General features: G+C 62.0%; 21 protein-coding genes. 14 read left to right on the top strand and 7 right to left on the bottom strand.

All coding sequences use genetic code 11. The features are described from left to right. Window positions 1-8 precede the first annotated feature (8 nt). Window positions 9-626 carry a DUF6931 family protein gene (locus tag Spa11_RS10775; RefSeq protein WP_145112021.1) on the top strand — a complete coding sequence of 206 codons (618 nt, stop codon included), beginning with the start codon at window positions 9-11 and terminating at the stop codon, window positions 624-626. Further along, the gene (locus Spa11_RS10770; protein ID WP_145112018.1) at window positions 623-1072 is read left to right on the top strand and encodes a hypothetical protein; all 450 of its coding nucleotides are present in this window, start codon (window positions 623-625) and stop codon (window positions 1070-1072) included. The genes Spa11_RS10775 and Spa11_RS10770 overlap by 4 nt, the downstream gene beginning before the upstream one ends. On the opposite strand, the gene Spa11_RS10765 is transcribed toward Spa11_RS10770, so the two are convergent. Further along, window positions 1066-2397 carry a transporter family protein gene (locus tag Spa11_RS10765; protein ID WP_145112015.1) on the bottom strand — a complete coding sequence of 444 codons (1332 nt, stop codon included), beginning with the start codon at window positions 2395-2397 and terminating at the stop codon, window positions 1066-1068. The genes Spa11_RS10770 and Spa11_RS10765 overlap by 7 nt on opposite strands. A gap of 196 nt (window positions 2398-2593) precedes the next feature. Here Spa11_RS10765 and Spa11_RS10760 point away from each other — a divergent pair, with 196 nt between their 5' ends. Further along, window positions 2594-3433, top strand: a complete 840-nt coding sequence (locus tag Spa11_RS10760) for a hypothetical protein (protein WP_145112012.1) — start codon at window positions 2594-2596, stop codon at window positions 3431-3433. 6 nt (window positions 3434-3439) lie between these two features. Here Spa11_RS10760 and Spa11_RS10755 read toward each other — a convergent pair whose 3' ends face one another. Continuing rightward, window positions 3440-4945: a type VI secretion protein IcmF/TssM N-terminal domain-containing protein gene (locus tag Spa11_RS10755; protein WP_145112009.1), complete on the bottom strand. Its 1506-nt coding sequence runs from the start codon at window positions 4943-4945 to the stop codon at window positions 3440-3442. Window position 4946: 1 nt separating this feature from the next. Beyond that, window positions 4947-5561, bottom strand: a complete 615-nt coding sequence (locus tag Spa11_RS10750) for a DotU family type IV/VI secretion system protein (RefSeq protein WP_197529904.1) — start codon at window positions 5559-5561, stop codon at window positions 4947-4949. Window positions 5562-5793: 232 nt separating this feature from the next. On the opposite strand from Spa11_RS10750, the gene tssA reads away from it, so the two are divergent. The 8 genes from tssA to tssG all read left to right on the top strand — a co-directional run bounded on the left by tssA (window position 5794) and on the right by tssG (window position 13361). Beyond that, the gene (gene tssA / locus Spa11_RS10745; RefSeq protein ID WP_145112003.1) at window positions 5794-6831 is read left to right on the top strand and encodes a type VI secretion system protein TssA; all 1038 of its coding nucleotides are present in this window, start codon (window positions 5794-5796) and stop codon (window positions 6829-6831) included. A gap of 66 nt (window positions 6832-6897) precedes the next feature. Continuing rightward, on the top strand, window positions 6898-7404 hold the full coding sequence (gene tssB / locus Spa11_RS10740; RefSeq protein ID WP_145111999.1) for a type VI secretion system contractile sheath small subunit: 507 nt from the start codon (window positions 6898-6900) through the stop codon (window positions 7402-7404). Between the two features lie 54 nt (window positions 7405-7458). Then, complete coding sequence (gene tssC, locus Spa11_RS10735; protein ID WP_145111996.1) at window positions 7459-8928, top strand: type VI secretion system contractile sheath large subunit; 1470 nt, start codon at window positions 7459-7461, stop codon at window positions 8926-8928. A gap of 88 nt (window positions 8929-9016) precedes the next feature. Further along, window positions 9017-9346, top strand: coding sequence for an eCIS core domain-containing protein (locus tag Spa11_RS10730; RefSeq protein ID WP_145111993.1), 330 nt, complete (start codon window positions 9017-9019; stop codon window positions 9344-9346). A 17-nt stretch (window positions 9347-9363) separates the two neighbouring features. Continuing rightward, entirely contained in the window at window positions 9364-9867 is a 504-nt protein-coding gene (locus Spa11_RS10725) for an Hcp family type VI secretion system effector (RefSeq protein WP_145111990.1), read from the top strand. 85 nt (window positions 9868-9952) lie between these two features. Continuing rightward, window positions 9953-10408: a GPW/gp25 family protein gene (locus tag Spa11_RS10720; RefSeq protein WP_145111987.1), complete on the top strand. Its 456-nt coding sequence runs from the start codon at window positions 9953-9955 to the stop codon at window positions 10406-10408. Further along, window positions 10405-12252 carry a type VI secretion system baseplate subunit TssF gene (tssF, locus tag Spa11_RS10715; protein WP_145111984.1) on the top strand — a complete coding sequence of 616 codons (1848 nt, stop codon included), beginning with the start codon at window positions 10405-10407 and terminating at the stop codon, window positions 12250-12252. Before Spa11_RS10720 ends, tssF begins: the two co-directional genes overlap by 4 nt. After that, a complete protein-coding gene (gene tssG / locus Spa11_RS10710; RefSeq protein ID WP_145111981.1) occupies window positions 12249-13361 on the top strand; it encodes a type VI secretion system baseplate subunit TssG in 1113 nt (370 codons plus the stop codon). The genes tssF and tssG overlap by 4 nt, the downstream gene beginning before the upstream one ends. A 51-nt stretch (window positions 13362-13412) precedes the next feature. Here the strand turns inward: tssG and tssK are convergent, their stop codons facing one another. Further along, a complete protein-coding gene (gene tssK, locus Spa11_RS10705) occupies window positions 13413-14882 on the bottom strand; it encodes a type VI secretion system baseplate subunit TssK (protein ID WP_145111978.1) in 1470 nt (489 codons plus the stop codon). 119 nt (window positions 14883-15001) lie between these two features. Continuing rightward, a complete protein-coding gene (locus tag Spa11_RS10700; RefSeq protein WP_197529903.1) occupies window positions 15002-15880 on the bottom strand; it encodes a GGDEF domain-containing protein in 879 nt (292 codons plus the stop codon). A gap of 275 nt (window positions 15881-16155) precedes the next feature. Here Spa11_RS10700 and Spa11_RS10695 point away from each other — a divergent pair, with 275 nt between their 5' ends. Beyond that, complete coding sequence (locus Spa11_RS10695) at window positions 16156-18306, top strand: GH92 family glycosyl hydrolase (protein ID WP_145111973.1); 2151 nt, start codon at window positions 16156-16158, stop codon at window positions 18304-18306. Window positions 18307-18417: 111 nt separating this feature from the next. Here the strand turns inward: Spa11_RS10695 and Spa11_RS10690 are convergent, their stop codons facing one another. Continuing rightward, on the bottom strand, window positions 18418-19047 hold the full coding sequence (locus Spa11_RS10690; protein ID WP_145111970.1) for a hypothetical protein: 630 nt from the start codon (window positions 19045-19047) through the stop codon (window positions 18418-18420). A 305-nt stretch (window positions 19048-19352) separates the two neighbouring features. Then, window positions 19353-20387 carry a LacI family DNA-binding transcriptional regulator gene (locus Spa11_RS10685; protein WP_145111967.1) on the bottom strand — a complete coding sequence of 345 codons (1035 nt, stop codon included), beginning with the start codon at window positions 20385-20387 and terminating at the stop codon, window positions 19353-19355. Window positions 20388-21018: 631 nt separating this feature from the next. On the opposite strand from Spa11_RS10685, the gene Spa11_RS10680 reads away from it, so the two are divergent. Next, a complete protein-coding gene (locus tag Spa11_RS10680; RefSeq protein ID WP_145111963.1) occupies window positions 21019-22212 on the top strand; it encodes a PEP-CTERM sorting domain-containing protein in 1194 nt (397 codons plus the stop codon). Between the two features lie 92 nt (window positions 22213-22304). Continuing rightward, window positions 22305-23378 (top strand): DUF1559 domain-containing protein, encoded by a 1074-nt coding sequence (locus tag Spa11_RS10675; RefSeq protein ID WP_145111961.1) that lies wholly within the window; start codon window positions 22305-22307, stop codon window positions 23376-23378. The last annotated feature ends 7 nt before the right edge of the window (window positions 23379-23385 follow it).

The following is a 23385-nucleotide window of genomic DNA, read 5'->3' as shown; positions in this document are numbered from 1 at the left end:
ACCGACTCATGCCACCCGCCTCCGCTATCGCCGAAGTTGACAGCTCAACCGTGGCGCCGCCCGCACAGGACGTTTGTGTCGCTGCGGCTGCAGCCGGGCCGTGGACGACAAGGCCCGATTCGAATGAGACGGCGGACGCCTACTTCTCCCGTCTTGTCGAGACGAATCAGCTAGAGGACGCAACGCGTTTCGCCGCCGCGTATCTCGGACCACGTCGCGCGGTGTGGTGGGCGTTGTTGTGTGTTTGGAACCTGCTACGCCTATCGCCGCCTTTGGAAGGCGACGCCACTGCCGCGGCGATCGACGCCGCTGTCGCATGGGTTTTTGATCCAACGGAATCGAAGCGCCGCACCGCGCAGGCCGCTGCCGAAACCGTGGGCTTTGACACGCCGGCGGGCGCGGCGGCAACCGCGGCTTTCTGGGCCGAGGGGAGTATCTCGCTGCCCGGGCAGCCCGAGGTGCCGCCGCCGCCGGGAGTAGCCGCCAAAGCAGCCGCGAACGCCGTGCTGATGGCGGCTGCGGCGCCGTCCACCGCCGAGCGAGACGCGGTGCTCCGCCAATCGCTCCGCATCGCAGCGGAGATACTCCGCGGGTCCAGCCTGTGGACCGAAGGAGACTGGAAGTGAACACCAACAAGTCCATCGACATCGTCCTGAAGACGCTCAACGAACTCCATCGAGATTTGTCCACGGCTCAGCGTGGCCCGATGGAGCCGCTCTTGCGCAGCGAGTTATCCCGGCTGGCTGGGACCACGGCTCACATTGCGACTCAGCTGTTAACGGCGAATCAGTCTGCGCTGGGGCAGATTGCGGCCAAGAAAGAAGCGATCGCTACTCTCGCTGCCGCCAACAAGGCCGCGATCGCCAAGCAGCAGGCCGCTGCACAACAGAAGCCTGAGACGCTTCCCGCCGAGCCCGCGTCACCGCCAATCGATCCGACGCTCGGCCATCGACTTGCAGCCGAACTACTAGGCCGTCAAGCGAAAGAACCGAGCATCACCCCGCCCAAACAGAGCCAGGGCGTGCTCGACGGATGGGATTGGCGGAATAGCAAGTTGCCGATTCTTCAGTAGCGGACGCGTAACTCGGAACGAATCCATGTCTCGGCCCAGCCATCGCTGGTGACCGGTGTGGAGTAACTGACGCCCATGTCGACGCGGTCGCACATGAACATCCGCACGCCGGCCGCCCCGTGCAGGTAGGACTCACCGCTGGCCGGTTGAAACTGCGGCACGACGGTGACGTCGGTGTAGGCGCCGTCCTGGAATCGCCAGCCGTTCATTTCGACAACGCCGATGATCGGGACGCCAGGCATCAATCGTGCGACGACGTGGTTGTAAGCCACGTTGTAGCGGAAGACGGCGCCGGCATAGTCCGCGTCGCCGCCGAGCGGGATCCACTCGTTGAATTCGGCTTGCAGGTAGGAGTTCGGCGTGAGATTGAAACCAAGCACGGCGCCCGGCTCGAGCGACACGTGCCCGACGCCGAGGCCCTCGTTCGCCACGCCCGCGGGCACGTGCGTCAAGAACTGGAAAGCGAACTGCACGAGGCTCGTGTCGAAGAGCAACGTCTTCGTGCCGATCGTCAGGTCTCCGAAACCGGCGGCATGGGCGCCGTCGGCGTCGAGCGAGCGATAGCGGTACTCGAACGACGCACCGAAAGAGCCGTGCGCGACTTCGACATAGTGGCTGAGCTCGTCGTAGTCGATCGCAAACGGCGTCGGCCGCGGCCCTTTGCCGGGGTCGGTCGTTCGCGCCCAGAAGTACTCCGCCCGATCGGGTCGCATCAGGTCCTCAGCGTAGTCCCAACGGAACCGTTGCTGGTTCACCGGACGTACTGCGGTCGTAAAGAACGCCGCGTCTGCTAGCGGTGTCCAAACCGGCTTATAGCAAGGATCGGGGCAGCAGAGGCCGCGATAGATGGCCCTGCCAAAGCGCCCAAGGCGCCCCGTCGAATTGCAGTCATCACAGCACGACCCGGAATTGCATCCGCAGCCGCAGTAGTCGCAGAAACCGAAGCTTGCGACAGGCGACTCGATCGGCGGCGGAGCCTCCACAACCGACGGCATCGGCAGCGGTTCAACCAACGGCGTCGGCGATGGCGGCGCTGGGACTGATTCAACGATCGGAGCGTCTTGTGTATCAGGCTCGATCGTTGGAGCGGGTTCGACAGGAACCGGGTCCGGTGGCGTCGGCTCAGCGGGCGGGAGTCGCCGCGCGATGCGTTCTGGCGACCAACGCGCCGGCTGAGAGTCCTCGGTCTCGGCGACCAAGCTCGGCAACCGGAGGATAGCTGGCGTTTCTTCCGCGATCGCCGACGCCGAAGTCAGCACTGACGCCAACGCCAGCAACCCCCACTTGATAGAGCAGTAGCATCGTGGGCGGCGGGGCGGCTTCATGTCGCTCTCGTCGGCAGGACGCTGTTTTGGTTGGGTGGCAAGCAACAAAAGACCGAACTAAGCCCTTGGACACAACTTGCTTTCACTTGATCGTCACGAAAGCAGCCTCGACTGTGGTCTCCCCATGGCGGACCGAACGATTCGACAACAACTTCGCACCCAGACGCTAGCAGCATCGCGTTTGCTAGCGTCGTGTATGTTGACGTTAGCAGTCGTCGCCTCCGCACAAGGCGAGGTCCTGCCGTCGGCCGCAGCCGGCGCAGAGCCGCGGGGCTTTTGGGGCAACGTCGCCTGGACGTGCCGTCGCGCCCACTTGCACTGCCAGACCTCGAATTTCGGCAAGTTCCTCGGGAACGCCGTTCGGCCAATCAGCAAGTTGACCGGCGGATTGATCCCGGCGCCCTGCGATAACGAGTTCGCTGCCGCGGTTGAGTTGAACGCCACCCAGCCCGCCGGCATGGCGCCGGGCGCCGTGCCCAAGCCACCGCCGCCGCCCCCACCAAGCGTCGCCGCCGCGGCGCAGATCAAGTCCGAGAAGGCCGAGGCCGGCCTGCGGCGCGAAGCAGTGGCTTACTTAGCCTGCCTCGACTGTCGCTATTACCCGGAAGCCGAGGCGGCGTTGATCGCCTCGCTCCGCGCCGACCGGGACGAGTGCGTGCGACTCGAAGCGGCTAAAGCGCTGGCATGCGGGTGCTGTTGCACACCCGCGACGACGAAGGCCTTGACGGTCTGCGTCACCGGCGGATGCGACGATGGTAATCCGGCAGAGCGCTGCCCCGCGGTGCGGCAAATGGCGCTGGTGGCTCTGCAACGTTGTCAGCAATGCACTGATGTTTCAGCGCCGGCGACGCCCCCGGAGGCGCCGCTGAGCACGGTTGGCTCCGAGGACGACGCGGTACGGGTAGCGTACGCTCAACCCACAGCAGGTGGCGCCCCACCACCGCTTGATATGCCACCGGTCGCAACGCCTCCGGCGCCTAAACCACCCCAGGCAAACAGAAGCCTTGTCGAACTCTGGCAATCATCGAAGCGATAGACCTGCTCAGAAAGCAAGCAGTCCGATGACAGTTAATGTCGCGATGCCGAAGGCGGCGTATCCGATGGCGACGCTGCGGGTCACGAGCGCGTCTCGCTGCAGGGCTTCCTTGGTCCAGGCGGCGCGTACGGGCGAATCGAGCAGGCTATCTAACAGTCCGGCTCCAAACGCCTGGCTGCCACCGACGGGATCGCCAGTAGCGACCAAATAGGTCCCCACGCACGGCCAGGCATCGCCGCTGCCGGTATCGAGGCCCTGAGTCAGCAAGTTGGCCAAGTGCTCGCCACGGCGACCCACCTCACTCTGGAAGGCGTGCAGAGCCGCGTTGTCGGGCAACGACTCAAAGCCGTCCTCATCAAACTGGAACAGCCGCTGACAGAGGGTTGGCGTCACGACTCCGGTCAGCCAATCCACCGCGTCTCGCAACGCCGACTCGGAGGTCAGGGCGTCATGCGGCAGCTTGGCGCCGTAGACACGAGCTTTGCGGTCGGCGGAGAGTAAGTGCAAAAGCTGCCCGGCGCCGGGCACGTGTTGTAGGTCAGCGCCGATCGCGATGACGCCGCAGCGCACTCCGGCCTCTTCGACAACTGCAAGGTCCTGCCGCATCGCGTCCGCCATCTGGGCAGTCGCGTCGGTGTCGGCGAGGGCGTCACAGGGAAAAACCACCGCTGCCGAATCAACCGGCAATCCTGGCTCACGATCGCGGGCCACGAGTTGCAGCAAATGGCTGAGCCGGCCGGCGCAGCGAGACGCCTGCTCATCGGTAAACAGTGGCGTCGACGGGAGGTCGTCAGCGATGGAGTCGTCAAACGGTGTCTGAGTTATCGCCGGAGCGACGAGCGTGGCGGTCCCGGTAGAGTCGTCACCATTCGCTTCGACACGCAAGGCGGCGGGCATCGTCGCTTCAAACGCCGAAGCCGCTGCCGTGAGTTTCCGACTGCTTTGCGTAGTGCGGCGTTGAATCAGCTTCTCTGTTCCGAGCGATAGCAGCGACGTTTCTGAGCACATCAGGTAGATAGCGCGGTCATCGGCGACGACGCACAACGGCCCGCCAGACGCTGAAGGCGCCGGCCCAAACGTCGGAGCCACCCTCAGCGCTGAAAGGAGGTCTTGCTCACGCATCGAGGGTTGGCCCAAGACGAGGACCAGCGGCTTGTCTCGGCGGTCAGCGCCCCAGCGTTCCATCGCTGATACGACGGCACGCCAAGCGTCATCGATATCGGGGAACGGAGAACCCGCTGTCGGCTCGCTGAAGGCGCGCCAGGTCCAGAGAGAAATCCAAACCAAGCCGTAGCTGAGTAAGAACAGCAGCGGCAGCCACCATTCCCGCACCAGTCGGGAGGGAGCGTGCACCACTTGGTCAAGACCCAACCACAGATTTAGTTGCCAGAGTCCTACCAGTGTCACGACGACGAGCAACGCATGAGCGACGCCCGTCACTTTACCGCCCGCTAGTGGCGTAAAGGCCGACTTAATAACACCGAGGGCAATCTTCTTGAGTAGGGCAATCATGCTAGCCAAGCACCCTCCGTGTGATGGCGAAGGCGGCTAGCGGCAGCAGCACCGTTGCAGCGATCGTGGCAAACGTCACGAACCGTCGGAGCCGGGTCTTGCCCCACAGCCGATTGGAGGGGCGGGATCGACGTGCGATCCGTGTCGTTTGCGAGGCCGGTGTGGCGCCGCGAGCGACGCGTGATCTTGCCTTCTCGACCCAAGCGGCGAGCCGCTCGGGCTGGTTCCGTAATTCGCCGCGGAAGCCGAGCGCAACGCACAAGTAAAAGGCCGCAAGGGAATCGTCGTTGGGTTCGGCGTCGGCGAGCTTGGCCTGACGCCAGAACTCCCACGCCCGGTCATTGCCGCCGTAGAGGGTGGATTCGAGCTTGCCTTCGTTCCAGGCGTCGGCCCAGCGAGAGTGGCAAGTGAACAGTTCGTCGAGCCAGCAAACCAGCGCGTAACGGGCGCCTCGGCACTGCCCCGGCAGGTCGCAGCCGGGCGTATCAAGCGCTAGGTTTGTGAGCACCGCTTGCTCGTGGGCGATATCGCGGCTAGCGCCACGCTCAACCGCAGCATGCAGCCGCAGCGCGTAGTCGATTGCGCGGTGCAGCGACAGTGACGAGGCGAACGGCATGAGTCTGGCTGTAGCAGTTGTGACGGATACACGGGCAGCGCAGGCCATGGGCCGGCCGAAGCAGCGCAGAAGAGTACGTCACGACCTTCGGCCAGCGGCGCAGCGCTGAAAACAGCAGTGATTTTTTTTCGGCCCGGCTTACGGCGTGCCGGGGTGACCTAATTTCAAGAGCGTCCACATTGCATCTGCCCAATCCAAGCTGCGCCTAACCGAATCAGCCGTCGGCCTCACGATGCCACCCGTCGATCTCGAAACGCTGCTGCGACCTGTCCCTGGGGACCACCCCGAGGGAGATGCTTCGCACTTTGCGTTGACGCTGGCGCCAGCGCTGCGTGAACTGCGTCGCGAAGAGTCCCAAGACGAATTCACCGACGCAACACGCCCCGCCGTCCTCAAGAGGGCCGACTGGGCCGAAGTCGCACGGCAGTGCGAAGAGTCGTTGCGAGAGAAGGCGAAGGATTTGCGGACGGCGTGCCACCTGACCGAGGCCTGGACCCGTTGCGAGGGACTGGCCGGCTTGTCACAAGGTCTCGAACTGCTAGCGCAACTCGTTGAGTCTTGTTGGGACCGACTGACGCCGCTTGAGGGAGACGACCCCGTTGAAAGCCGCGGCGTGCCGTTGGCGAACCTGCTGGACGATCCCGACCGCGGCGTCTGCTTCCCAAGCCTGCTACGTACCCTGCCGTTGCTTGGTGAATCGGAGTCTCCGCTCAGCTTTGTCGCCTGGACGCGACTTCGCTCGGCTTCGTCGCCAGACGATCTCAACCGTCTGACGAGTCTGCGCGACAACACGGTGACGGAAGTCTTTCGTCAGCAGCATCAGTTCGCACTTCAGTCGCTTGCCAGCCTCGAGCGGCTTTGCAGCGTCCTCGAAGAGCGGATGGGGGATGCGTCGCCGGGACTTCTCAACGTCCGCAGCGCTCTGAGCGACCTTGCGGGCCTGCTGGCCGACGAACTGAAACAACTCGGGGTTGCGGCCCCGGGGGCTGTCACCACCGACGCAGAGATGATCGAACCGTCGGACGACGAGCCCCAGCGTGATCCGGCGCGAGAGCAGCTTTACGCCTTGCTCGACACCACAGCCGAACGGCTCAGGGCGATGGAGCCGCATAGCCCGGTCCCCTATTTGATCAAGCGGGCGGTGCGTCTCGGAAGGCTGCCGTTCCCGCGTCTGATGGAGCAAGTGATCCGTGAGCCTTCGGCGCTCTCGGAACTGAATCGTGAGTTTGGGATTGCCGAACCGGACGGAACCGCCGTGTTGGCCCATTGAGCCTTTATTGACCACCCGTGTCCGTTTCGGGGCGTCCCCCGAGCCTACCACTGAGGAAGTTTACCGATGAGCGAGAGCCTTCAACACACGCTGGACCGGGTGCGTCGCCCGCGCGTGCAGATTACTTATGACGTCGAGACTGGCGGCGCCCTGGAGCAGAAAGAACTGCCGATGGTCGTTGGCGTGATGTCCGATCTCGCCGGCGACGCCGAAGAGACGCCCAAGGCCGTGAAGGAGCGCAAGTTCGTACCGATCGACCGCGACAACTTCAACGAAGTGCTCGCCAAGACCGCGCCGCGGCTGGTGATGAGCGTCCCGAACCGCCTGACGGACGAGGACACGAACCTCTCGGTCGAACTGAAGTTCGAAGACATCACCGACTTCGAGCCGCAGAACGTCGCCAAGCAAACGCCGGCGCTGAACGCGCTGCTCGACGCCCGCCACAAGTTGCGTCAGATCCTCAGCACGATGGAAGGCAACGATTCGTACGCCGACTTGCTGCGTGAAGTGTTGACCAACCCCGAAGCCGCCAAGTCGCTCGCCGACGAGTTGGGCGACGGAAAGTCCGAGTGACGCCACGCCCTTCCTCCATCTGAACATCAATACAACTAACCGGAGACCGTCATAATGGCGACAGCAGTAGCCACCCAAGACACCGCAGAGCTCGACGAGTTGAGCCTGCTGGAGCAGTTGCTCCAGAATTCACGCGCGCTCGACGACACCGAATTAGAACAACAGAAGGACTACCTGCAGGAGTTCCTCAGCCACATCGTCACTGACGATCAGCTGACCAGTAAGGACGCCGCAGCAGAGATCAATCACTGGATTGGTAAGATCGACGAGAAGATCTCGGCTCAGCTCAACGAGATCATGCACGACCCGAAGTTCCAGAAGCTCGAAGGGAGCTGGCGGGGCCTGCACTACCTCGTCCACCAATCGGAGACCGGTACGACGCTGAAAATCCGCGTCCTGAACCTCACTAAGCGTGAGCTACTCAAGGACCTGGAGACCGCTGTTGAGTTCGACCAGAGCGCCCTCTTCAAGAAGGTTTACGAGGAAGAGTACGGCCAACTGGGCGGCGAGCCTTATGGCCTGCTCGTGGGCGACTACGAGTTCAGCCGTCACCCGGAGGACATCAGCCTTCTAAAGATGATCTCGAACGTGGCTGCGGCTTCGCACGCCCCGTTCATCACCGGCGCCTCGCCGGCCCTGCTGAACCTGACCAGCTTTACCGAGCTGCCCAACCCGCGTGACCTGGCGAAGATTTTCGAGTCGGCCGCGCACGCCTCGTGGCGTTCGTTCCGCGACTCGGAAGACGCTCGCTACGTCGCCCTTTGCCTGCCGCGTGCTCTGGGGCGCCTTCCCTACGGCAAGGACTTCAAGAGCGTCGAAGAGTTCGACTTTGAGGAGTTCGTCGATGGCCGCGACCACGGCAAGTACCTGTGGATGAACGCGGCGTGGGCCTACGCGGTCCGCGTCACCAGCGCGTTTAGCAAGTACGGTTGGTTCGCGAAGGTTCGCGGCGTTGAGGGTGGTGGCAAGGTCGAGAACCTGCCGGTCCACACGTTCAACACCGACGACGGCGACGTCGCAATGAAGTGCCCGACCGAGATCGCGATCTCCGACCGGCGCGAATTCGAGCTTTCGACGCTCGGCTTCCTTCCGCTCCTGCACGCCAAGAACACCGACTTCGCCGTGTTCATGGGCGCCCAGTCGGCTCAGAAGCAGAAGACGTTCTTCGATGACTTGGCGACCGCGAACGCGGACCTCTCGACGAAGATCAACTTCCTGATGTGCGTCTCGCGTTTCGCCCACTACCTGAAGGTGATGGCCCGCGACAAGGTCGGCTCAATGCTCGAAGCCAACCAGTGCGAGAAGTGGCTCAACGATTGGATCTCGAACTACGTTTGCGATCCCACGATGGCTGGCGACGAGACCAAGGCCAAGTGCCCGCTGTCCGACGCCAAGGTCGAGGTCCGCGAAGTCGCCGGCAAGCCCGGCTGGTACGAGGCCGTCGCTTGGCTGCGTCCGCACTTCCAGCTTGAAACGCTCACCGCGTCGATGCGGCTAGTCGCGGAAGTACCCAAGAAGGGCTGATCGTAGAGACCATCTTCATGCACAGGGACGCCCGGTGAGGGGTATTTGGCCCCTCACCGGCGCCCCCCTGATCCGATAGGAGACAACCGTGGCTGAAAACAACACCGGACTGCCGGACAACCTCAAAAGCGGCATCGAGAACCTGTCGGGCTACAGCATGGACGATGTCAAAGTCCACTACAACAGCTCGAAACCTGCGCAGCTCCAGGCGCACGCCTACGCTCAGGGGACGGACATTCACTTGGCCCCCGGCCAGGAGAAGCATCTACCGCATGAAGCCTGGCACGTCGTTCAACAGAAGCAGGGACGTGTCAATCCTACGATGCAATTCAAGAGGATGATTGGCGTTAACGACAACAGCGGCCTCGAACGCGAAGCCGACATCATGGGCGCCCTCGCCCTTCATTACCAGAAATAACTAACCGGAGATAAACCATGGACCACAGCGCACCCAATCCCTCGATCGACTACTTCCTGAAGATCGATGGCATCGAAGGCGAGTCGCTCGACTCCAAGCACGGCAAAGAGATCCAGATCCTGGGTTTCAACTGGGGCGAAACGCAGCCCGTCAGTATCCCGTTCGTCAACGGCGGCGGCAGCGGCAAGGTCTCGATGCAGGACCTGACCTTTACGATGTACACCTGCAAGGCGTCCCCGAAGCTGTTCCTCTCGTGCGCCAAGGGCGAGCACATCAAGGAAGCCACCCTGACCGCCCGTAAGGCCGGCGGCGAGCAAGAGGACTTCTACTCGATCAAGCTCGAGCAAGTCCTCGTGTCGTCCTACAATACGGGCGGCGGCTCGGGCAGCTCACTGCCGATCGACACGGTGACCCTGGCCTTCGCCAAGATCACCTACCAGTACCGTCCGCAGACGGGCAAGGGCGCCCTCGAGACGCCGGTCAAGGCGGGTTGGAACCTGGAAGAGAACAAGGCTGTCTGATTCGGACACGCCCGAGAGGATACGAACGGGCCGCGGCCGCGTCGTCGCGGCCGCGGCCCGTTTTCATTATGCATTGCTTTCGATCATGCCCCACCGCCCGAACGCCTCCACGTCCTCGCTGCTCGACCACTTGGTCGATGCGTGCCACGGCGTCGAACAGCGACAGCCCGTGCGTATCGAACGCTTGATTGACGATATCGAGCTGCTACTCAACACTTGTTGCATCGACGACGCCGAAGTCGATAGCGAGTTCCCAGAAGTAGCAAGCTCGATTCACCGCTATGGCTCCCCGGCGCCGCAAGCCACGTCGATCGGCACGCACGAAGAACGCTTCGCCACGGCGCGGCGGATTGAGAAGACACTGCGACGCTTCGAACCTCGCTTGAGACGAGTCCGGGTGCGGGTCGAAGACCCCAAGTCACGCTCGCCGATTGGTCGGCTGCGGATTGAGGCGACTCTTGCCGATTCGGCCGACCTGTCGCTAGCGCTTAATGTTCGCTCGACTAGCGGACGTGCACAGATCACCGCGGAGCGAACATGAGCACGACGCTCTACCCGTACTACGAACGTGAACTGCACTTCATCCGCCACGACGCGGAGGAGTTTGCTAAGCAATTTCCGGCCGCCGCGGGGCAACTGCTGCTGGATGGGGGGCAGAGCCGTGACCCGCATGTCGAGCGCTTGATGGAGGCCTTCGCGCTGCTGAGCGCCCGCGTTGAAAAGAAACTCGACGAAGAGTTCCCAGAAGTCACCGACGGACTGCTGGGAACGCTCTACCCACATTACTTGGCGCCGATCCCGTCGATGGCGATCGCCGAGTTCAAGCCTGACCCCTCGGCGCCTCAGCCCACCGGCACTCCCGTGCCACGTGGCAGCCGCCTGCGTGCAACGACGCCCGACGGCGTCGCGTGCCGCTATCGCACCTGCTACGACACGACGCTGTGGCCGCTGGACATCGTTGAATCGCGGGTCGAGTTGCCGCCGTTCGCGCCGTCGTTGTCGCCGCCACCCAAGACCCAAGGCGTCCTCCGAATCCGCCTGCGAGCGCATGCGGACATGGCTCTGGCGGACCTAACGCTCGACAAGCTCCGCTTCCACCTGCAGGGCGACGCCGTCTTGGTGGCGAAACTCTACGAGCTGCTGCTCACGAGCGTCACGTCGATCGAGGTCTACGACGCGGAGGCCAGCGATAAACGTCGCCTGGCGGTACTGAGCGATGGGGCGATCCAGCCCGTCGGATTCGAAGAGAACGAAGGGCTCCTCCCCTACCCCGCCACCTCCAACCACGCCTACCGCCTACTGACAGAGCTGTTCGCCTTTCCCCAGAAGTTTGCCTTTCTGGACCTATCGAGTTTGGCGCCCGCGCTGGTGGAGGCTGGTCGTACCGTTGACGTTGTCGTTTACCTCAGCGAGGTCGACGAGCGCCTCGCGGCTGAGGTTGACGCCGACACCTTGCGGCTGGGCTGCACGCCGATCGTCAATCTCTTCGAGAAGGTCTGCGAACCGATCCGACTCACACACACGCGTACCGAGTATCCCATCGTCCCCGACGCGCAACAGCGTGATGCGACCGAGGTCTACGCGATCGATCGGGTCGTCACCGTCGACGGGATGAAGTCGCAAGAACTCAGGCCGCTTTACAGCCTCAACCACGAAAACTCTTGGCCAGGCGCCGACGAGGCCCGCGCGTTTTGGCACACGCGTCGGCGGCCATCCGATCGTTGCGACGACGCGGGGAGTGACGTCTGGCTTCGCGTCGCCGATCGCGACTTCGACAATGAGAAGCCCGCCGAACATACGGTAACCGTCCACGCTACGTGCACCAACCGAAACGCCCCAGAACGTTTGACGGGGGGGCCCCACGGAACGCCGCTGGTCGGCGACACCCCCCTGCCCATCCGCTCGGTGCGTTGCCTATCGCGTCCCACGGCGCCGATGCAGCCGCCGCTCGGGCCACGCGACGCCTGGCGTCTGGTGTCGCATCTGTCGTTGAACCATCTGTCACTAGTCGATGAACGGTTCGCTGCGCCCGCCCTGCAGGAGCTGCTGCGCCTCTATGACTTCGCCGATCGTAGAAGGGATCGCCGCCGTGCGATCTTGAATAGCGAGATGATCGACGGCGTCGTCTCGCTATCCTCACGACCAACGACCTGTCGGATCGGAGGGGCGCAGACCGGAGGGTTTTGCCGCGGGGTCGCTGTCGAGCTCGTGGTCGATGAAGAGTCTTATCGTGGCGTCGGCGCCTACCTTTTCGCCAGCGTCCTCGAGCATTTCTTTGCCGAGTATGCCACGGTTAACTCGTTCACACGGCTCACGCTCGCAACGAAGCAATCGGGCGTTGTGAAGACCTGGCCGGCTCGCGCGGGAGGCGTGCAACTCGTATGACCTCGACTCTCGACAAGACGAAGCCACAAAGCGCCGGCGCCTGCTCGGTTCAAGAGCAGCTGTGTAAACAGCCGGGCAAGTTCGACTTCTATCAAGCTGTCGATCTGCTGCAACGGCAGGCGCCATCGGAGTCGTCGCATCGCCAGCAAGCGGTCCGGTTTCAGACACCGGCATCAACCGCCTTTCCAGCGAGCGAAATTGAATCCATCCAGGCGGCGACTGGTGAGGATCCGGCGCGGATGGTTGTGTCCTTCATGGGCGTCACCGGGCCCAGCGGCGTCTTGCCCCGGCATTACACCGAACAGCTCGTCCAGCTGCAACGCCGCGTGCGGGGCGCGGCAAAGCACGCCCTGCACGCTTGGTACGACCTCTTCAGCAACCGCTTCATCGGCCAGCTGTATCGGGCGTGGGCGGGTCGGCGGATTGATCGGGGCGTGGTTGGCGGCGACGCCGATCGCATCGAGCCCGATCGCTTTACCAACGCGTTGCACAGTCTGGCGGGTGTCGGGGCGCCGTCGTTACGCGACCGCCTCCAAGTCCGTGACAAGACCGAAGAGTGGACGCTCGACCGCGTCGTCGATCAAGCGCTGGCTCGGCACGCCGGCGTGCTTGCGCGGCGGCAGCGACCCGCTTCACAGATCGAGGCGGTGCTTACCGAGTACTTTCAAACGCCAATCAAGCTCCTCCCCTTCCAGGGCCAATGGCTGTCGCTAGACGACACAGATCGAACCCGCGCCGGCATGCGGGGCCAAGCGAACCGGCTCGGCGTCGACGCGTTGCTGGGCGGCCGCGTGTGGGACCTACAAAGCCGGGTCCGCCTCCAGGTTGGCCCGCTCAACCAAGAACGTTTCGAGCAGTTCCTCCCCGAAACGACTGCCGGACCACGCCGTCGTCGCTTTCAGATGCTGTGTCAGATGACGAGGTTCCTGCTCGGACCTTGCACTGATTTCGACGTGCAGTTAGTCCTCCAGCAGACGAGCGTACCGCGACTGCAATCGCAGGCAACCGGCAGCCGTCGGCTCGGCTGGGACGCGTGGCTCACTAGCGAGCCACTGGCCCGCGATGGGAACGAGCCGGTGTTTGAGCCGATCGAGACGACAACGCTCTGAACAACGGCAATCGCGACGCCACCTTTCTGCGACACTACGCACGGTCCGCTATCAAACCGACGTCAATTCGGCCGGCGTCACGTCCCGTTGGTTGATCCGACCTGCGGTCGTATTCGGCAACGCGAAGAGCGAGAGAGACAGCGTAAACGTCTTGCCTTCATCGTTAAGGACGATCTCGTTGCGATCAGCAGGCTGATCGCCCACTAGATGCTCGGCAAAACGAACAGCTAATGACATGGATCGCCCTACCGCGAGCCAATCGCTAGGCGACTGATCGACGCCGATCTCGTAGTATTCCAGGCCTGGCCTGACGGGCAAGGCGCGCGGAACGTGGATGATGCGTGTCAGCGCGAGACCGGATTCTCCTCGCATGAAGATATCATCGACACGATCACTAGCGCCAACCTTCAGACTACGGCCGGCGGTCAAAAGACGCTGGACATCGTCCGGCGCCGCCGACGACTGCACGCCAACGAGCAATCGGTGCGACGGCTCAAGCCACAAGGCGTCGACATCGACCGCGAGCGTCGCCTTATCAGCAATAAACTGGCGTTCCTGATAGCTTGGCTCAACGACCTCCGACAGCAGAGCCTCGATCTCGCGCCGAGCGGAGAAAAAGCACCTCGCTAAGTCGTCATGGTCGTAGGCCGGCAGCACACGGCTACGCATACCGTGTGCGAACGCTGACAACTTGCCAACGATCCGGGCGAGTTCCCGATAGACCAGCAAAGGCGCCACGCCTTGCGCCGCGACGTCGATCGACAGCACGCCGATCGCCTCGTTAAGGACACGGACCTGCTCCAGCAGCAGCCGTTCGCCTTGGCCGGCGCTATCGAAGTCGAGCCCGCGACCGGCGGCTTGGGAGGCGAGCACATCGGCCTTCCGTTCGATCCGCTCAAGCAACCGCAACAGAACGCCGACTTGCAGCGGCGCCCAAGCGTCGCAGGCCAACAACGGCGGGATGAACTCGGGGTCGAGCTCCGGCTCGGCGTTAGCCCCTTCGGAGCGGCGCACCTGCAAGATGGAGAGTGTCTGATAGCCGGCTTGATCGTCGCCGGTAACGAGCAGTCGGGCGTTGGGACGCAGCACGGGGATCGACTGAACACCGGCTCCGGTATTGCAATCGACGGCGTCACGCAGCTCGACCACGCTCCGCGCCGAGACCAGCGCAGCGTCTTCCGTCACCTCACGTTGATTCGGCTTGGCGAGCGGCAGCGCCAGCTCCACACGCGCCGTGCGATTGCGACGCAGGGATTCTCGCAGATCGACGATCGGCAGCACCCCGTCCTCGGGGAAGCACAGCAGCTCACCGTCCGGCATCCGGGCCTGCAAGCTCCGCACCACCAGGCGGCCGTTGCGGAGGGCGTCGGTGTCGATCTCGACCGACCGCACTCCCCAGTTGTAGTGGTTGTCCCAGCGTGAGCCGATGGAACGCGCCCGGGCCTGCCAGCGGTCGGCGGCCTGAAAGTGCTGAGGGGTAAGGAACATCCCCTCGTGCCAGTGGATCGGTAGGTCGTGCATCGCGAGCGCCCGTAAGGCCGGGGAAGTGTTTCGACTTAGTTATCGAAACGGATTGCCAAGGCGGGCGAGAACAAATAGAGATTGCCGCCTGCGCCGGTGATTCCGCCTGTGATGGCGGATCAGGCGACCAGCCGCAGCACGAAGTCGTTCTTGCTGCCGGCCTTCACCTCGTACATCAACTTGTCAGCGCTGTGCAGGAGGGCGTCAACTGAGGCGGGGGGCGACGTGTAGATTGCTACCCCAATGCTGAAGGTAACGGGCCATTTCTCCTGCTGCATCCGATCATTGAGAGCCGCTTGCAATCGATTGACGACGTTGTGCGCGTCCTGCTGAGAAGTCTCTGGCAACAGGATGGCAAACTCGTCGCCGCCCATGCGGGCGGGAACATCGGTCTCCCGGACGGCGACCTTCATCTCTTGTGCGATAGCGGCAAGGAGTCGATCTCCCTCTTGATGGCCCAGGGTGTCATTGACCGTTTTGAAATTGTCACAATCGATAAAGGCCGCAGATACCTGATGGCCGTAACGATTGACACGCGCGATCTCTTCCTCCGCGCGTTCGCGGAACGCTTTGGCGTTAAGCAGACCCGTTAAGGCGTCCGTCCGGGCTAAGCGACGTTCATTCGCGTATCCGACTTTGAGTCGCCGCAGCATCACGATGACCACGGCAAAACACATGGCGTGCGAAGCGGCCGTCCAACATTCGTGGGCGGTGACTCCACCTTCTTCAAGCCCGATCAAATCATCGATCAACCAACCCGTGCAACAGACGGCCGCTAGTGTGGCGCCCATCGCGAGGTTCGAGACCCAGCAGATCAGCATCACCGAGGGCAGGTAGCAGAACAAGATGGGGACTTCGTCCCCGGTGGCGTAGTCGAAGATCGCGACTATCGTCGCCAACACCAAAGAGATCGCGATCGACTTCTTAGGATGACGTTGTATGAGTTCAGCAAATCGGCGCCAGAGATCGTCACGAGTCGCCGCTACAGTCGTGGTCACAACGTATCTCCCGGAGGGGCTGACGGACGCTCTTGCGTCCCTTTTTCCGCACGTGGGAACACTAGCTCCTGACGGCATGACGGACGGAACGGTCGCTCATAAACCAGCTCACTGCGGCCCGTAAGTCCGTTTCAGCTGACGCCCAGAACGTGAGCAAGCCCACTTTGTAGAGACCGGCGTGATCGCGCTCTTCGATACAGACGTTATGATCAGTCCCAAAGCTTGAAACGGCTCCCACGCCGCCAGCGGCTGCCCACCTCTGAGACTCAACACCCATGCCTATCGCCCGCCTGCTGTTTGCGACGACGGCTGCCATCCTCGTCGCCATGACGGCTAACTCGCTGCGTGCCCAACAACGGCTCGTCGACTACGTCGATCCGTTCCTCGGGACGGCGCCGCTGACAAACGTCAAGGACATTGGCTTCGAACCGCCATGGCGGGTGTGGGCGGGCCTCACGTTCCCCGGTGCGTCGCGGCCCAACGCGATGGTGCAGCTCAGCCCCATGACCGAGTACCGCAGCGGCGCGGGATACGAGTACGAGGATGACGAGATCCTCTCCTTCACTCACACCAACAAGGGCCACTGGAACCTCTGCTACCTCCCGATGCTCCCCGTGGCCGGCGAGGTCAACCCGCGTGACTTCGCCTCGAAGTTCAGCCACGAGCGTGAAGAGGCGCATCCCGGCTACTACCGCGTCCACTTGGATCGTTACGACATCGACGCCGAGGTTACGGTCACCGCGCGTTGCGGTCTGCATCGATACAAGTACGCTAACGAAGGCGGCGAGGCCGTAGTCTTCGATCTGGCGATCTCGAACGAACGTGTCCGCGATTGGAAGCTCGACCAGCCGGACGAGCACACTCTCACGGGCCATCAGTCGGCCCATGAGAAGGTCTACTTCTACGCCGTAGCGAACCACGCGATCGACAAGGTCGAAACCCTCCGTGGTCGCCGTCGGCCGGTGTCGGTTGTTCACTTCCACGAGGGCGCCGAGCCGTTGGAGATCCGCATTGGCCTCTCGTTCGTGAGTGTCGAGAACGCCAAGCTTAATCTCGAGGAAGAACTGGCGGACAAGTCTTTCGACGAGGTCCGTGACGAGGCCGCCGCCGAGTGGGAAGCCCTGCTATCGCACATCGAAGTCGAGGGCGGAACGGAGCGGCAACGAGGGCTGTTTTACTCTTGCCTCTACCGGTCGTTCCTATGGCCGGCTCTGCGTAGCGACGTGAATGGTGAGTTTACCGACGAAGGCGGCCGGGTCGTCAAGAAGGACTTCGCCTATTACACGATTCCCTCGCTATGGGACGACTACCGCAACAAACTCGTGCTGTTGGCGATGCTGACGCCCAAAGTCGCCGAGGACGTCATCCAATCGATGATCGATCGCGGCGAAGCAACCGGCTTCATGCCGACCTTCTTCCACGGCGACCACGCCGCGGCGTTCATTACCGGCTGCTATCGGCGTGGCGTGCGTGGCTACGACGTTCAGAAGGCGTATGTGCTGCTTCTGAAGAACGCGACCGAAGAGTCCCGCCGCGCGCGACCGCACTTGGCGGAATACATCGAGAAAGGGTATGTCTCAACCCCCGAGGTCGAATCGCCCGTCGTCGAGACCAAGGCCAAAGCCGGCGTTACCAAGACGCTCGAGTACGCCTACGACGATTACGCGCTGGCCTTGCTGGCTCGTGACCTCGGGCACGAAGACGTTGCCGACGACTTGATGAAGCGTGCCGGCAACTACGCGAACGTTTTTGACGCCTCAACGGGACTGATGCGCGGCCGCAAAGCGGACGGTAGTTGGGTGGAGCCCTTCGACGCCGAGTACCCCTACTACGAGTACCTGTATCGCGAAGCGAACGCCTGGCAATCTTCGTTCTTCGCGCCGCACGACACCGAGGGGCTCATCGCCCTCTACCCGAGCAAGCAGGCGTTCGAAGAGCAACTCGATCGGCTGTTCTCGATCCCTTGGAACCCAGCTCACATCGCGATGAACGTCAACAGCTTCATCGGCCAGTACTGCCACGGCAACCAGCCCGACCACGGCTTTCCCTACCTCTATTATTGGGTCGGCAAGCAAGAGAAAACGCAGGCGATCCTTGATGAGATCATGGACCGCTTCTACGGCATGGACGATGGCCGAACACTGTGCGGCATGGACGACGCCGGCGAGATGTCGTCTTGGTACGTTTTCAACGCGATCGGTCTCTACACTTACTCGCCCGCCGACGAAGACTACCTAGTCTGTGTCCCCGTCTTTGATGAGGCTCGAATCCAGATCGGGGAAGTCGAAATCACTGTCGTTCGAGAGGGGCAAGGCCGCCGAATCGAGTCAGTCACTTGCGGAAACGAGAGACTGCAAGGGTTATCGGTCTCGCATCAAGAGCTGGTTGACGGCAAGAGGATTGTGATTCGCACAATTCCAGAATGACAGCGGTAGTCCGGTGCATAATCCAACTTGCCACACGACTAGCAAAAAGGGCCGCGACGATTACCGTCGCGGCCCTTTCGATATTATTGACGCTATGGAGCTCTAGAGTACTCAACTGCGGCGGCGAGTCAGCGGGGCCAAACCGAGTAGGGCGAGCAGCACGGCGGCCGGCTCGGGGATCACCGTCATTGACAAATCGTCAACGAAGACATTCTGCGTGAGTCCCGCGCCGAAACTCTGAATCGCGTACACTGCTCGCGCTCCTGCGGTGCCGGCTGGGGCGATACCCGATTGGATGAAGGACTCGTAGTTGCCGTCGGCTGTCAGGCTAGGCGCGAGGTTGCCGGTGCGACCAACTTCCACGCCACCCGCATCCACAAACTCGATACGGACCTCGGTGCCGCCAGCGACGGAGCCGGTAGCGAGAGCATGCCAACCAGTAAAGGTGACCTCGGCGCCTTCGAAGGCAGGGACTTCTTGGAATGCTCCGGCGAAACCGTTCGCATCGCCAAGGAACAAGTCAAGAGACGACGCGCCGGTACGAGGATTGGTTCCGCTTAAGGCAGTCGTGTTCGCACCGCCGTTGTTGAAGCCTTCCCAGGTGCCGACGAATGGGGCGCCGTCGAAGGTGAGGGATGCCGGGTCTTCGAACCCCGGATCGACGAGCAGGTTGGCGGCGTGAGCAGAGAGCCCAACCGCAGATAAGATCGCGGCGATGCCGCACACGGTAAGTTGTCTCATCACAAGGCTTCCTCAAGAGATGTGGACAAGGAGGCGGCGAGATTCGAGGGCGCCGCGAAACAGTGAAACACTGCTCTGCTCACAATAGATGCTGGAGATAAGCGTCGTCAATCGTTTTCGAAAGCGATTTCACAACGCTGGCAATGTAACTGTTACCTGCGGCCCGCGACGGATTGAACCAATGCCTCGGTCGAGGCTTGCGACCGATTCGCCTTCTGATCCGCTGCATTAACCACCGGCGCCTGCCCTTGTTACTCGCCGCCGTCACCCAAGACACAAGAGAGACCTTACAGCGACGGGATTTGCTAGATTCTCGCTCCGTTCGGGAGCACGCGCGTGGCGACTTCTGGAGGCGGGCCGGTCGTGTGATTGATCTCAAGCCACGCTTGCTGTTGGATCGCGGTATCGGCAGCAGGAGCCCGCCCCAGTTGCAGGTCGTGCAAGTAATTGACCGCCATCAGTCCCAACTGATGCGAATTTTGGCACACCGCCGTCATCGTCGGCGAGATCGTGTTGCGGGTGTCGGTATCGTCAAATCCGATCACCGAAAAGTCCTCGGGAATGCGGACCCCCATGTTCCGAGCCTCGTTGATGGCGCCGACAGCGACCAGAGGGTCGGCAATAAAGGCAGCCGTTGGACGGTTCCGGCTGCCCATCATCGAACGCATCAGTTGCGCCCCGTCGAGCCGGTGAGGCGGAATTCGCCACACGAGTCGGTCGTCGAATAAGTCGTGCTCTTCGAGCACCTGCCGGTAGGAATCGTAACGATCAACGTGGTCTCCGTCGTCGCGCTCGCAAGTAGCAAACGCAATCCGCTTGTGACCTAGGGAACAGAGGTAGTCGATGGCGTCGCGGCTGGCCTGCCGCGAATTGCTGTAGATGAACGGCAACGTGGGATGCTCCCAATGGTCGCCCACGACGACGACGGGAATTCCCTCGTCGGCCATCTCAGAGGCAACGTGGCGGTGCGTGTCGGTGCAGCGGAGAACGACGCCGCAAACCTCCTTTCGTTTGAAGAATCGCCTAAAGGACTCCCCTTCCCCGCGATCGCGATTGTGATTGAGGATGGTGAGGTCCATGGCGACCTGCTCTAGCGCTTCGACCATCCCGCCGATGCAAGCCGAGTCGTAAGGAGACGACGGAGTCGCGATGCCGGCATAGACAAGCGCCAGAGCCCGGCTAGCGCGTTTGCCGACCTGTGGGGCGTAGTCGCAAGCGTCAATGGCCGTCATGACTCGGCGGCGGAGGTCGGGCGCCACACTGTCGTGGCCATTCAGGACACGAGAGACCGTGGCAATCGAGACTTTGGCCTGTCGGGCGACTTGACGGATATTGGACATGCTGCCTTACTGCGTAACAGTTACCTTGCTGTAACTCAGCATATCCAAAGGCGTTGGGCGATCAAGCGACAACTCTCTGAAAACGCGGCGAGTTTTTCCGTCAGATACCGGAGAAAATTCGTCCCCAGTACGCTTGACAAGCAGACGCGAAATGCCCAGTATCACTAGTAACTTGTCTCTCGTGTTTCAGCTTTGTGGTCGGCGCCGCTCGCGGCTACGGTCCTCAAGATGGCAACGCCAACCGTAACCGTTGGTTGCGACGACGCGATCGCGAAGTGAAGAGTAAGAGACGGGCAGCAGCGTCTATTGAGCCCAGTGACTTCCTTGTCCGGCGCCATCCACAGGCTTCGATCTAATCGACTTGGGATGGGTCACTAACTCCTCAAAATGTCAAGCGGCACTACAAACAAGTAGCGGGTGAGAGCACTGGTTGGTCCGCTAAGAAGGGATCGGCGGCAACAGCAACTTTTCAGCGGGCGACAAGTCCTGGATGGCGCCAGAGACACTTGTCCACAAACTCTTCTTTACTTAGCTGCGTCTGACGAACCGGTTTCTGCGGGGTGGGCAGTGCGGTTTCTGAGGCGCTTCGGCGTCATCTCCTCGACGACATCTGACTTAGGTAGTCCAACCGATGAATCCACGACTTCTCTCGATGACCGCGGCGGCGCTCCTTGCCGCTCCGACGGCAAGCCTCGCTGAAATTGCCTCACCGCTGATCACCGACCTCAACGGCGTCTTCGGCGGCTCGAACATCGGCGTCGACACCACGGCGAGGCTCGACCTCAACAACATCGCCGTCTACACGATGAACGGCAGCGGCAATTCTGGGGCGGGCTTCGGCGTTTCGCTCTCCAACGGTGAGAATGGCATCGACTCCAGCGCAGCTGGCGGCAATACCGATATCCCGAACCCCAATCCTGTCAATTCGGCGATTGCCTCGGTCAACGGCGGCGGGCGTTTGCAGAATGGCAACGTCATTCGCTTTTCGGCTTGGTTCCAGCAAGACCCTAATGACCCGATTGTCAAAGAACCCAGCGTCGAGCCGGTGCTGAAGCTCGAGTTGTGGAAAGAGTACGGCAGCCAGTTCGGCGACTTTGATGCGGGACGCAAAGCCACCGCGGGATACGGCGATCGCCTTTGGGACACCGACATCAACGCCCCCGACCCCTTCTGGGCAGGCTTCGGTCAGAGCGAAGCTGCGCGGATCGACCTGAACAACAACGGGTCTATCCCCAACAATAACGGTGACCCCTACACGGTCTCACTCCCTCCGACAACCGGTCCCGATTGGGTGCTCGTCGAGACGACGCTGCTGATCGACGACCTGCCGGACGACCAGCCCGGCTTTGGCTGGCAGATCGGCGATGAGCAGTTCTTCGTGGATTCCATCGAGGAGGTCCGCGGCACCATGTTCGTTGGCGACTACGCCGGCAACGACCTCACCGCGGGCGGCAGCTTCTTCGTGGACAACGTTCTCTTCGAGGTCTTCGCCGACGAGGCTTCACTATTGGCGACGCCGAATCCGAACCCGATGCCCAAGAGCCAAGACTTCGTCCCCGGCGATTACAACGACGACGGCGTCGCCAACGCTGCTGATTACACCGTGTGGCGTGACGCGTTCGGCAATGCCGAAGGCTCGCTGCCTAACGACATCAACGGCGGCGTAATTGGTCAGCCGCAGTACGACACCTGGGCCGACTTCTACGGCGACTCGACGCCCGACCCGTTCGCGGCCTCTTCGTCGGTAGCGATCCCCGAGCCGACCTCGGTCGCTCTGGTGGGGCTGCTATTGGCCTGTGGCGCGTCGCAAGCCCGTCGTCGTTGATTGATTCTCGCCGGCCCCGTCCGCCATGCGGCGGCGGGGCCGGAGTTGGTGATGTCATCGTTCACCCGTTCACCTGATCCCCTGAGGAAGCGATGAAGACTGGAATCGAGCGACAGGGCCGCGTCGGATTCACCCTCGTCGAATTGCTGGTGGTGATCGCGATCATCGGGATCCTGGTGGCGCTCTTACTGCCCGCGGTACAAGCCGCACGAGAAGCCGCGCGTCGCATGCAGTGTGGCAACAACCTCAAACAGATCGGCTTGGCATGTCATAACTTTGTTTCGTCTAATAAGTACTTCCCCACCGCCGGTGGTGCGGTATCTCAGTTCTTCGCTCCGAATGAGCTGACGGGCCCTCATTACGGGTACGAGTACGCCGGCTGGATGTACCAGATCCTCCCTTACATGGAAGAGCAGAGTCTTTACGACCTCCGAGAAGGAGACGGGTCCGGGAATACCGGGTTTGTTGACACCGGTCTAATCGAACGGCCTGTCTCAGCGTTCAATTGCCCGACCCGCAACAACAGGTTTGGCAATGACGGACTCGATGTCTACGCCTTAGGAGACTACGCCGGTATCATGGCGAGCCACAACGACCCGGGTTGGCAAGGGTTTGCGTGGCAAAACACGGGCCCACCAAATACGAACGAGGAGGACGCCGTCTGGACCGGCATTATCGTTAAGGGCGGGCAGGTCAATGTCAACAGCGGCGAGGTTTGGGAGTTTGGCAAGATAAGCTTCGCCAAAGTAACGGACGGCAGCTCGAAGACAATTCTCGTCGCTGAAAAAGCCGCGAACGGCGCCCTCTACAGCATCGATTCCGCCGCCGCTGGCGGTAGGCACCCCTATTGGGAACTGTACGGTTACTATATCGGAGCGGACTGGCCGACGATGCGGCAGTTCGGAGCCCTTACTCAAGGGACTTCGAGCCCGAATGTTGAGGTCGCCGTCAAGCCGGACTCGCAGAGTCGCGTCGTCATGGATCGAGGAAGACCTTCGACAAACGTCCCCGACGAGCAAGGCTTCGGCTCGGCGCATCCGAGTGTCTTAATGGCCCTGCTTGGAGATGGTTCCGTACGAACGATCTCAATGGATGCCGACCTCGTTCTACTTGATCAGCTTGGCAAACGTGCCGATGGATCAACGATCTCTTTCGATGACCTCTGAGAGCAGG

Origin of the sequence: Botrimarina mediterranea (genome assembly GCF_007753265.1) — a bacterium.
Classification (GTDB): domain Bacteria; phylum Planctomycetota; class Planctomycetia; order Pirellulales; family Lacipirellulaceae; genus Botrimarina; species Botrimarina mediterranea.
The sequence above is the reverse complement of the archived record's forward strand: the minus strand, read 5'-3'. Positions and strand labels throughout refer to the sequence as shown.

Bases quoted from the DNA above. Each gene is read 5' to 3' on its own strand.
- Spa11_RS10775 (WP_145112021.1), top strand. From the start codon at position 9: ATGCCACCCGCCTCCGCTATCGCCGAAGTTGACAGCTCAACCGTGGCG.
- Spa11_RS10765 (WP_145112015.1), bottom strand. From the start codon at position 2,397: ATGAAGCCGCCCCGCCGCCCACGATGCTACTGCTCTATCAAGTGGGGG.
- Spa11_RS10760 (WP_145112012.1), top strand. From the start codon at position 2,594: ATGTTGACGTTAGCAGTCGTCGCCTCCGCACAAGGCGAGGTCCTGCCG.
- Spa11_RS10755 (WP_145112009.1), bottom strand. From the start codon at position 4,945: ATGATTGCCCTACTCAAGAAGATTGCCCTCGGTGTTATTAAGTCGGCC.
- Spa11_RS10750 (WP_197529904.1), bottom strand. From the start codon at position 5,561: ATGCCGTTCGCCTCGTCACTGTCGCTGCACCGCGCAATCGACTACGCG.
- tssA (WP_145112003.1), top strand. From the start codon at position 5,794: ATGCCACCCGTCGATCTCGAAACGCTGCTGCGACCTGTCCCTGGGGAC.
- tssB (WP_145111999.1), top strand. From the start codon at position 6,898: ATGAGCGAGAGCCTTCAACACACGCTGGACCGGGTGCGTCGCCCGCGC.
- tssC (WP_145111996.1), top strand. From the start codon at position 7,459: ATGGCGACAGCAGTAGCCACCCAAGACACCGCAGAGCTCGACGAGTTG.
- Spa11_RS10725 (WP_145111990.1), top strand. From the start codon at position 9,364: ATGGACCACAGCGCACCCAATCCCTCGATCGACTACTTCCTGAAGATC.
- Spa11_RS10720 (WP_145111987.1), top strand. From the start codon at position 9,953: ATGCCCCACCGCCCGAACGCCTCCACGTCCTCGCTGCTCGACCACTTG.
- tssF (WP_145111984.1), top strand. From the start codon at position 10,405: ATGAGCACGACGCTCTACCCGTACTACGAACGTGAACTGCACTTCATC.
- tssG (WP_145111981.1), top strand. From the start codon at position 12,249: ATGACCTCGACTCTCGACAAGACGAAGCCACAAAGCGCCGGCGCCTGC.
- tssK (WP_145111978.1), bottom strand. From the start codon at position 14,882: ATGCACGACCTACCGATCCACTGGCACGAGGGGATGTTCCTTACCCCT.
- Spa11_RS10695 (WP_145111973.1), top strand. From the start codon at position 16,156: ATGCCTATCGCCCGCCTGCTGTTTGCGACGACGGCTGCCATCCTCGTC.
- Spa11_RS10690 (WP_145111970.1), bottom strand. From the start codon at position 19,047: ATGAGACAACTTACCGTGTGCGGCATCGCCGCGATCTTATCTGCGGTT.
- Spa11_RS10685 (WP_145111967.1), bottom strand. From the start codon at position 20,387: ATGTCCAATATCCGTCAAGTCGCCCGACAGGCCAAAGTCTCGATTGCC.
- Spa11_RS10680 (WP_145111963.1), top strand. From the start codon at position 21,019: ATGAATCCACGACTTCTCTCGATGACCGCGGCGGCGCTCCTTGCCGCT.
- Spa11_RS10675 (WP_145111961.1), top strand. From the start codon at position 22,305: ATGAAGACTGGAATCGAGCGACAGGGCCGCGTCGGATTCACCCTCGTC.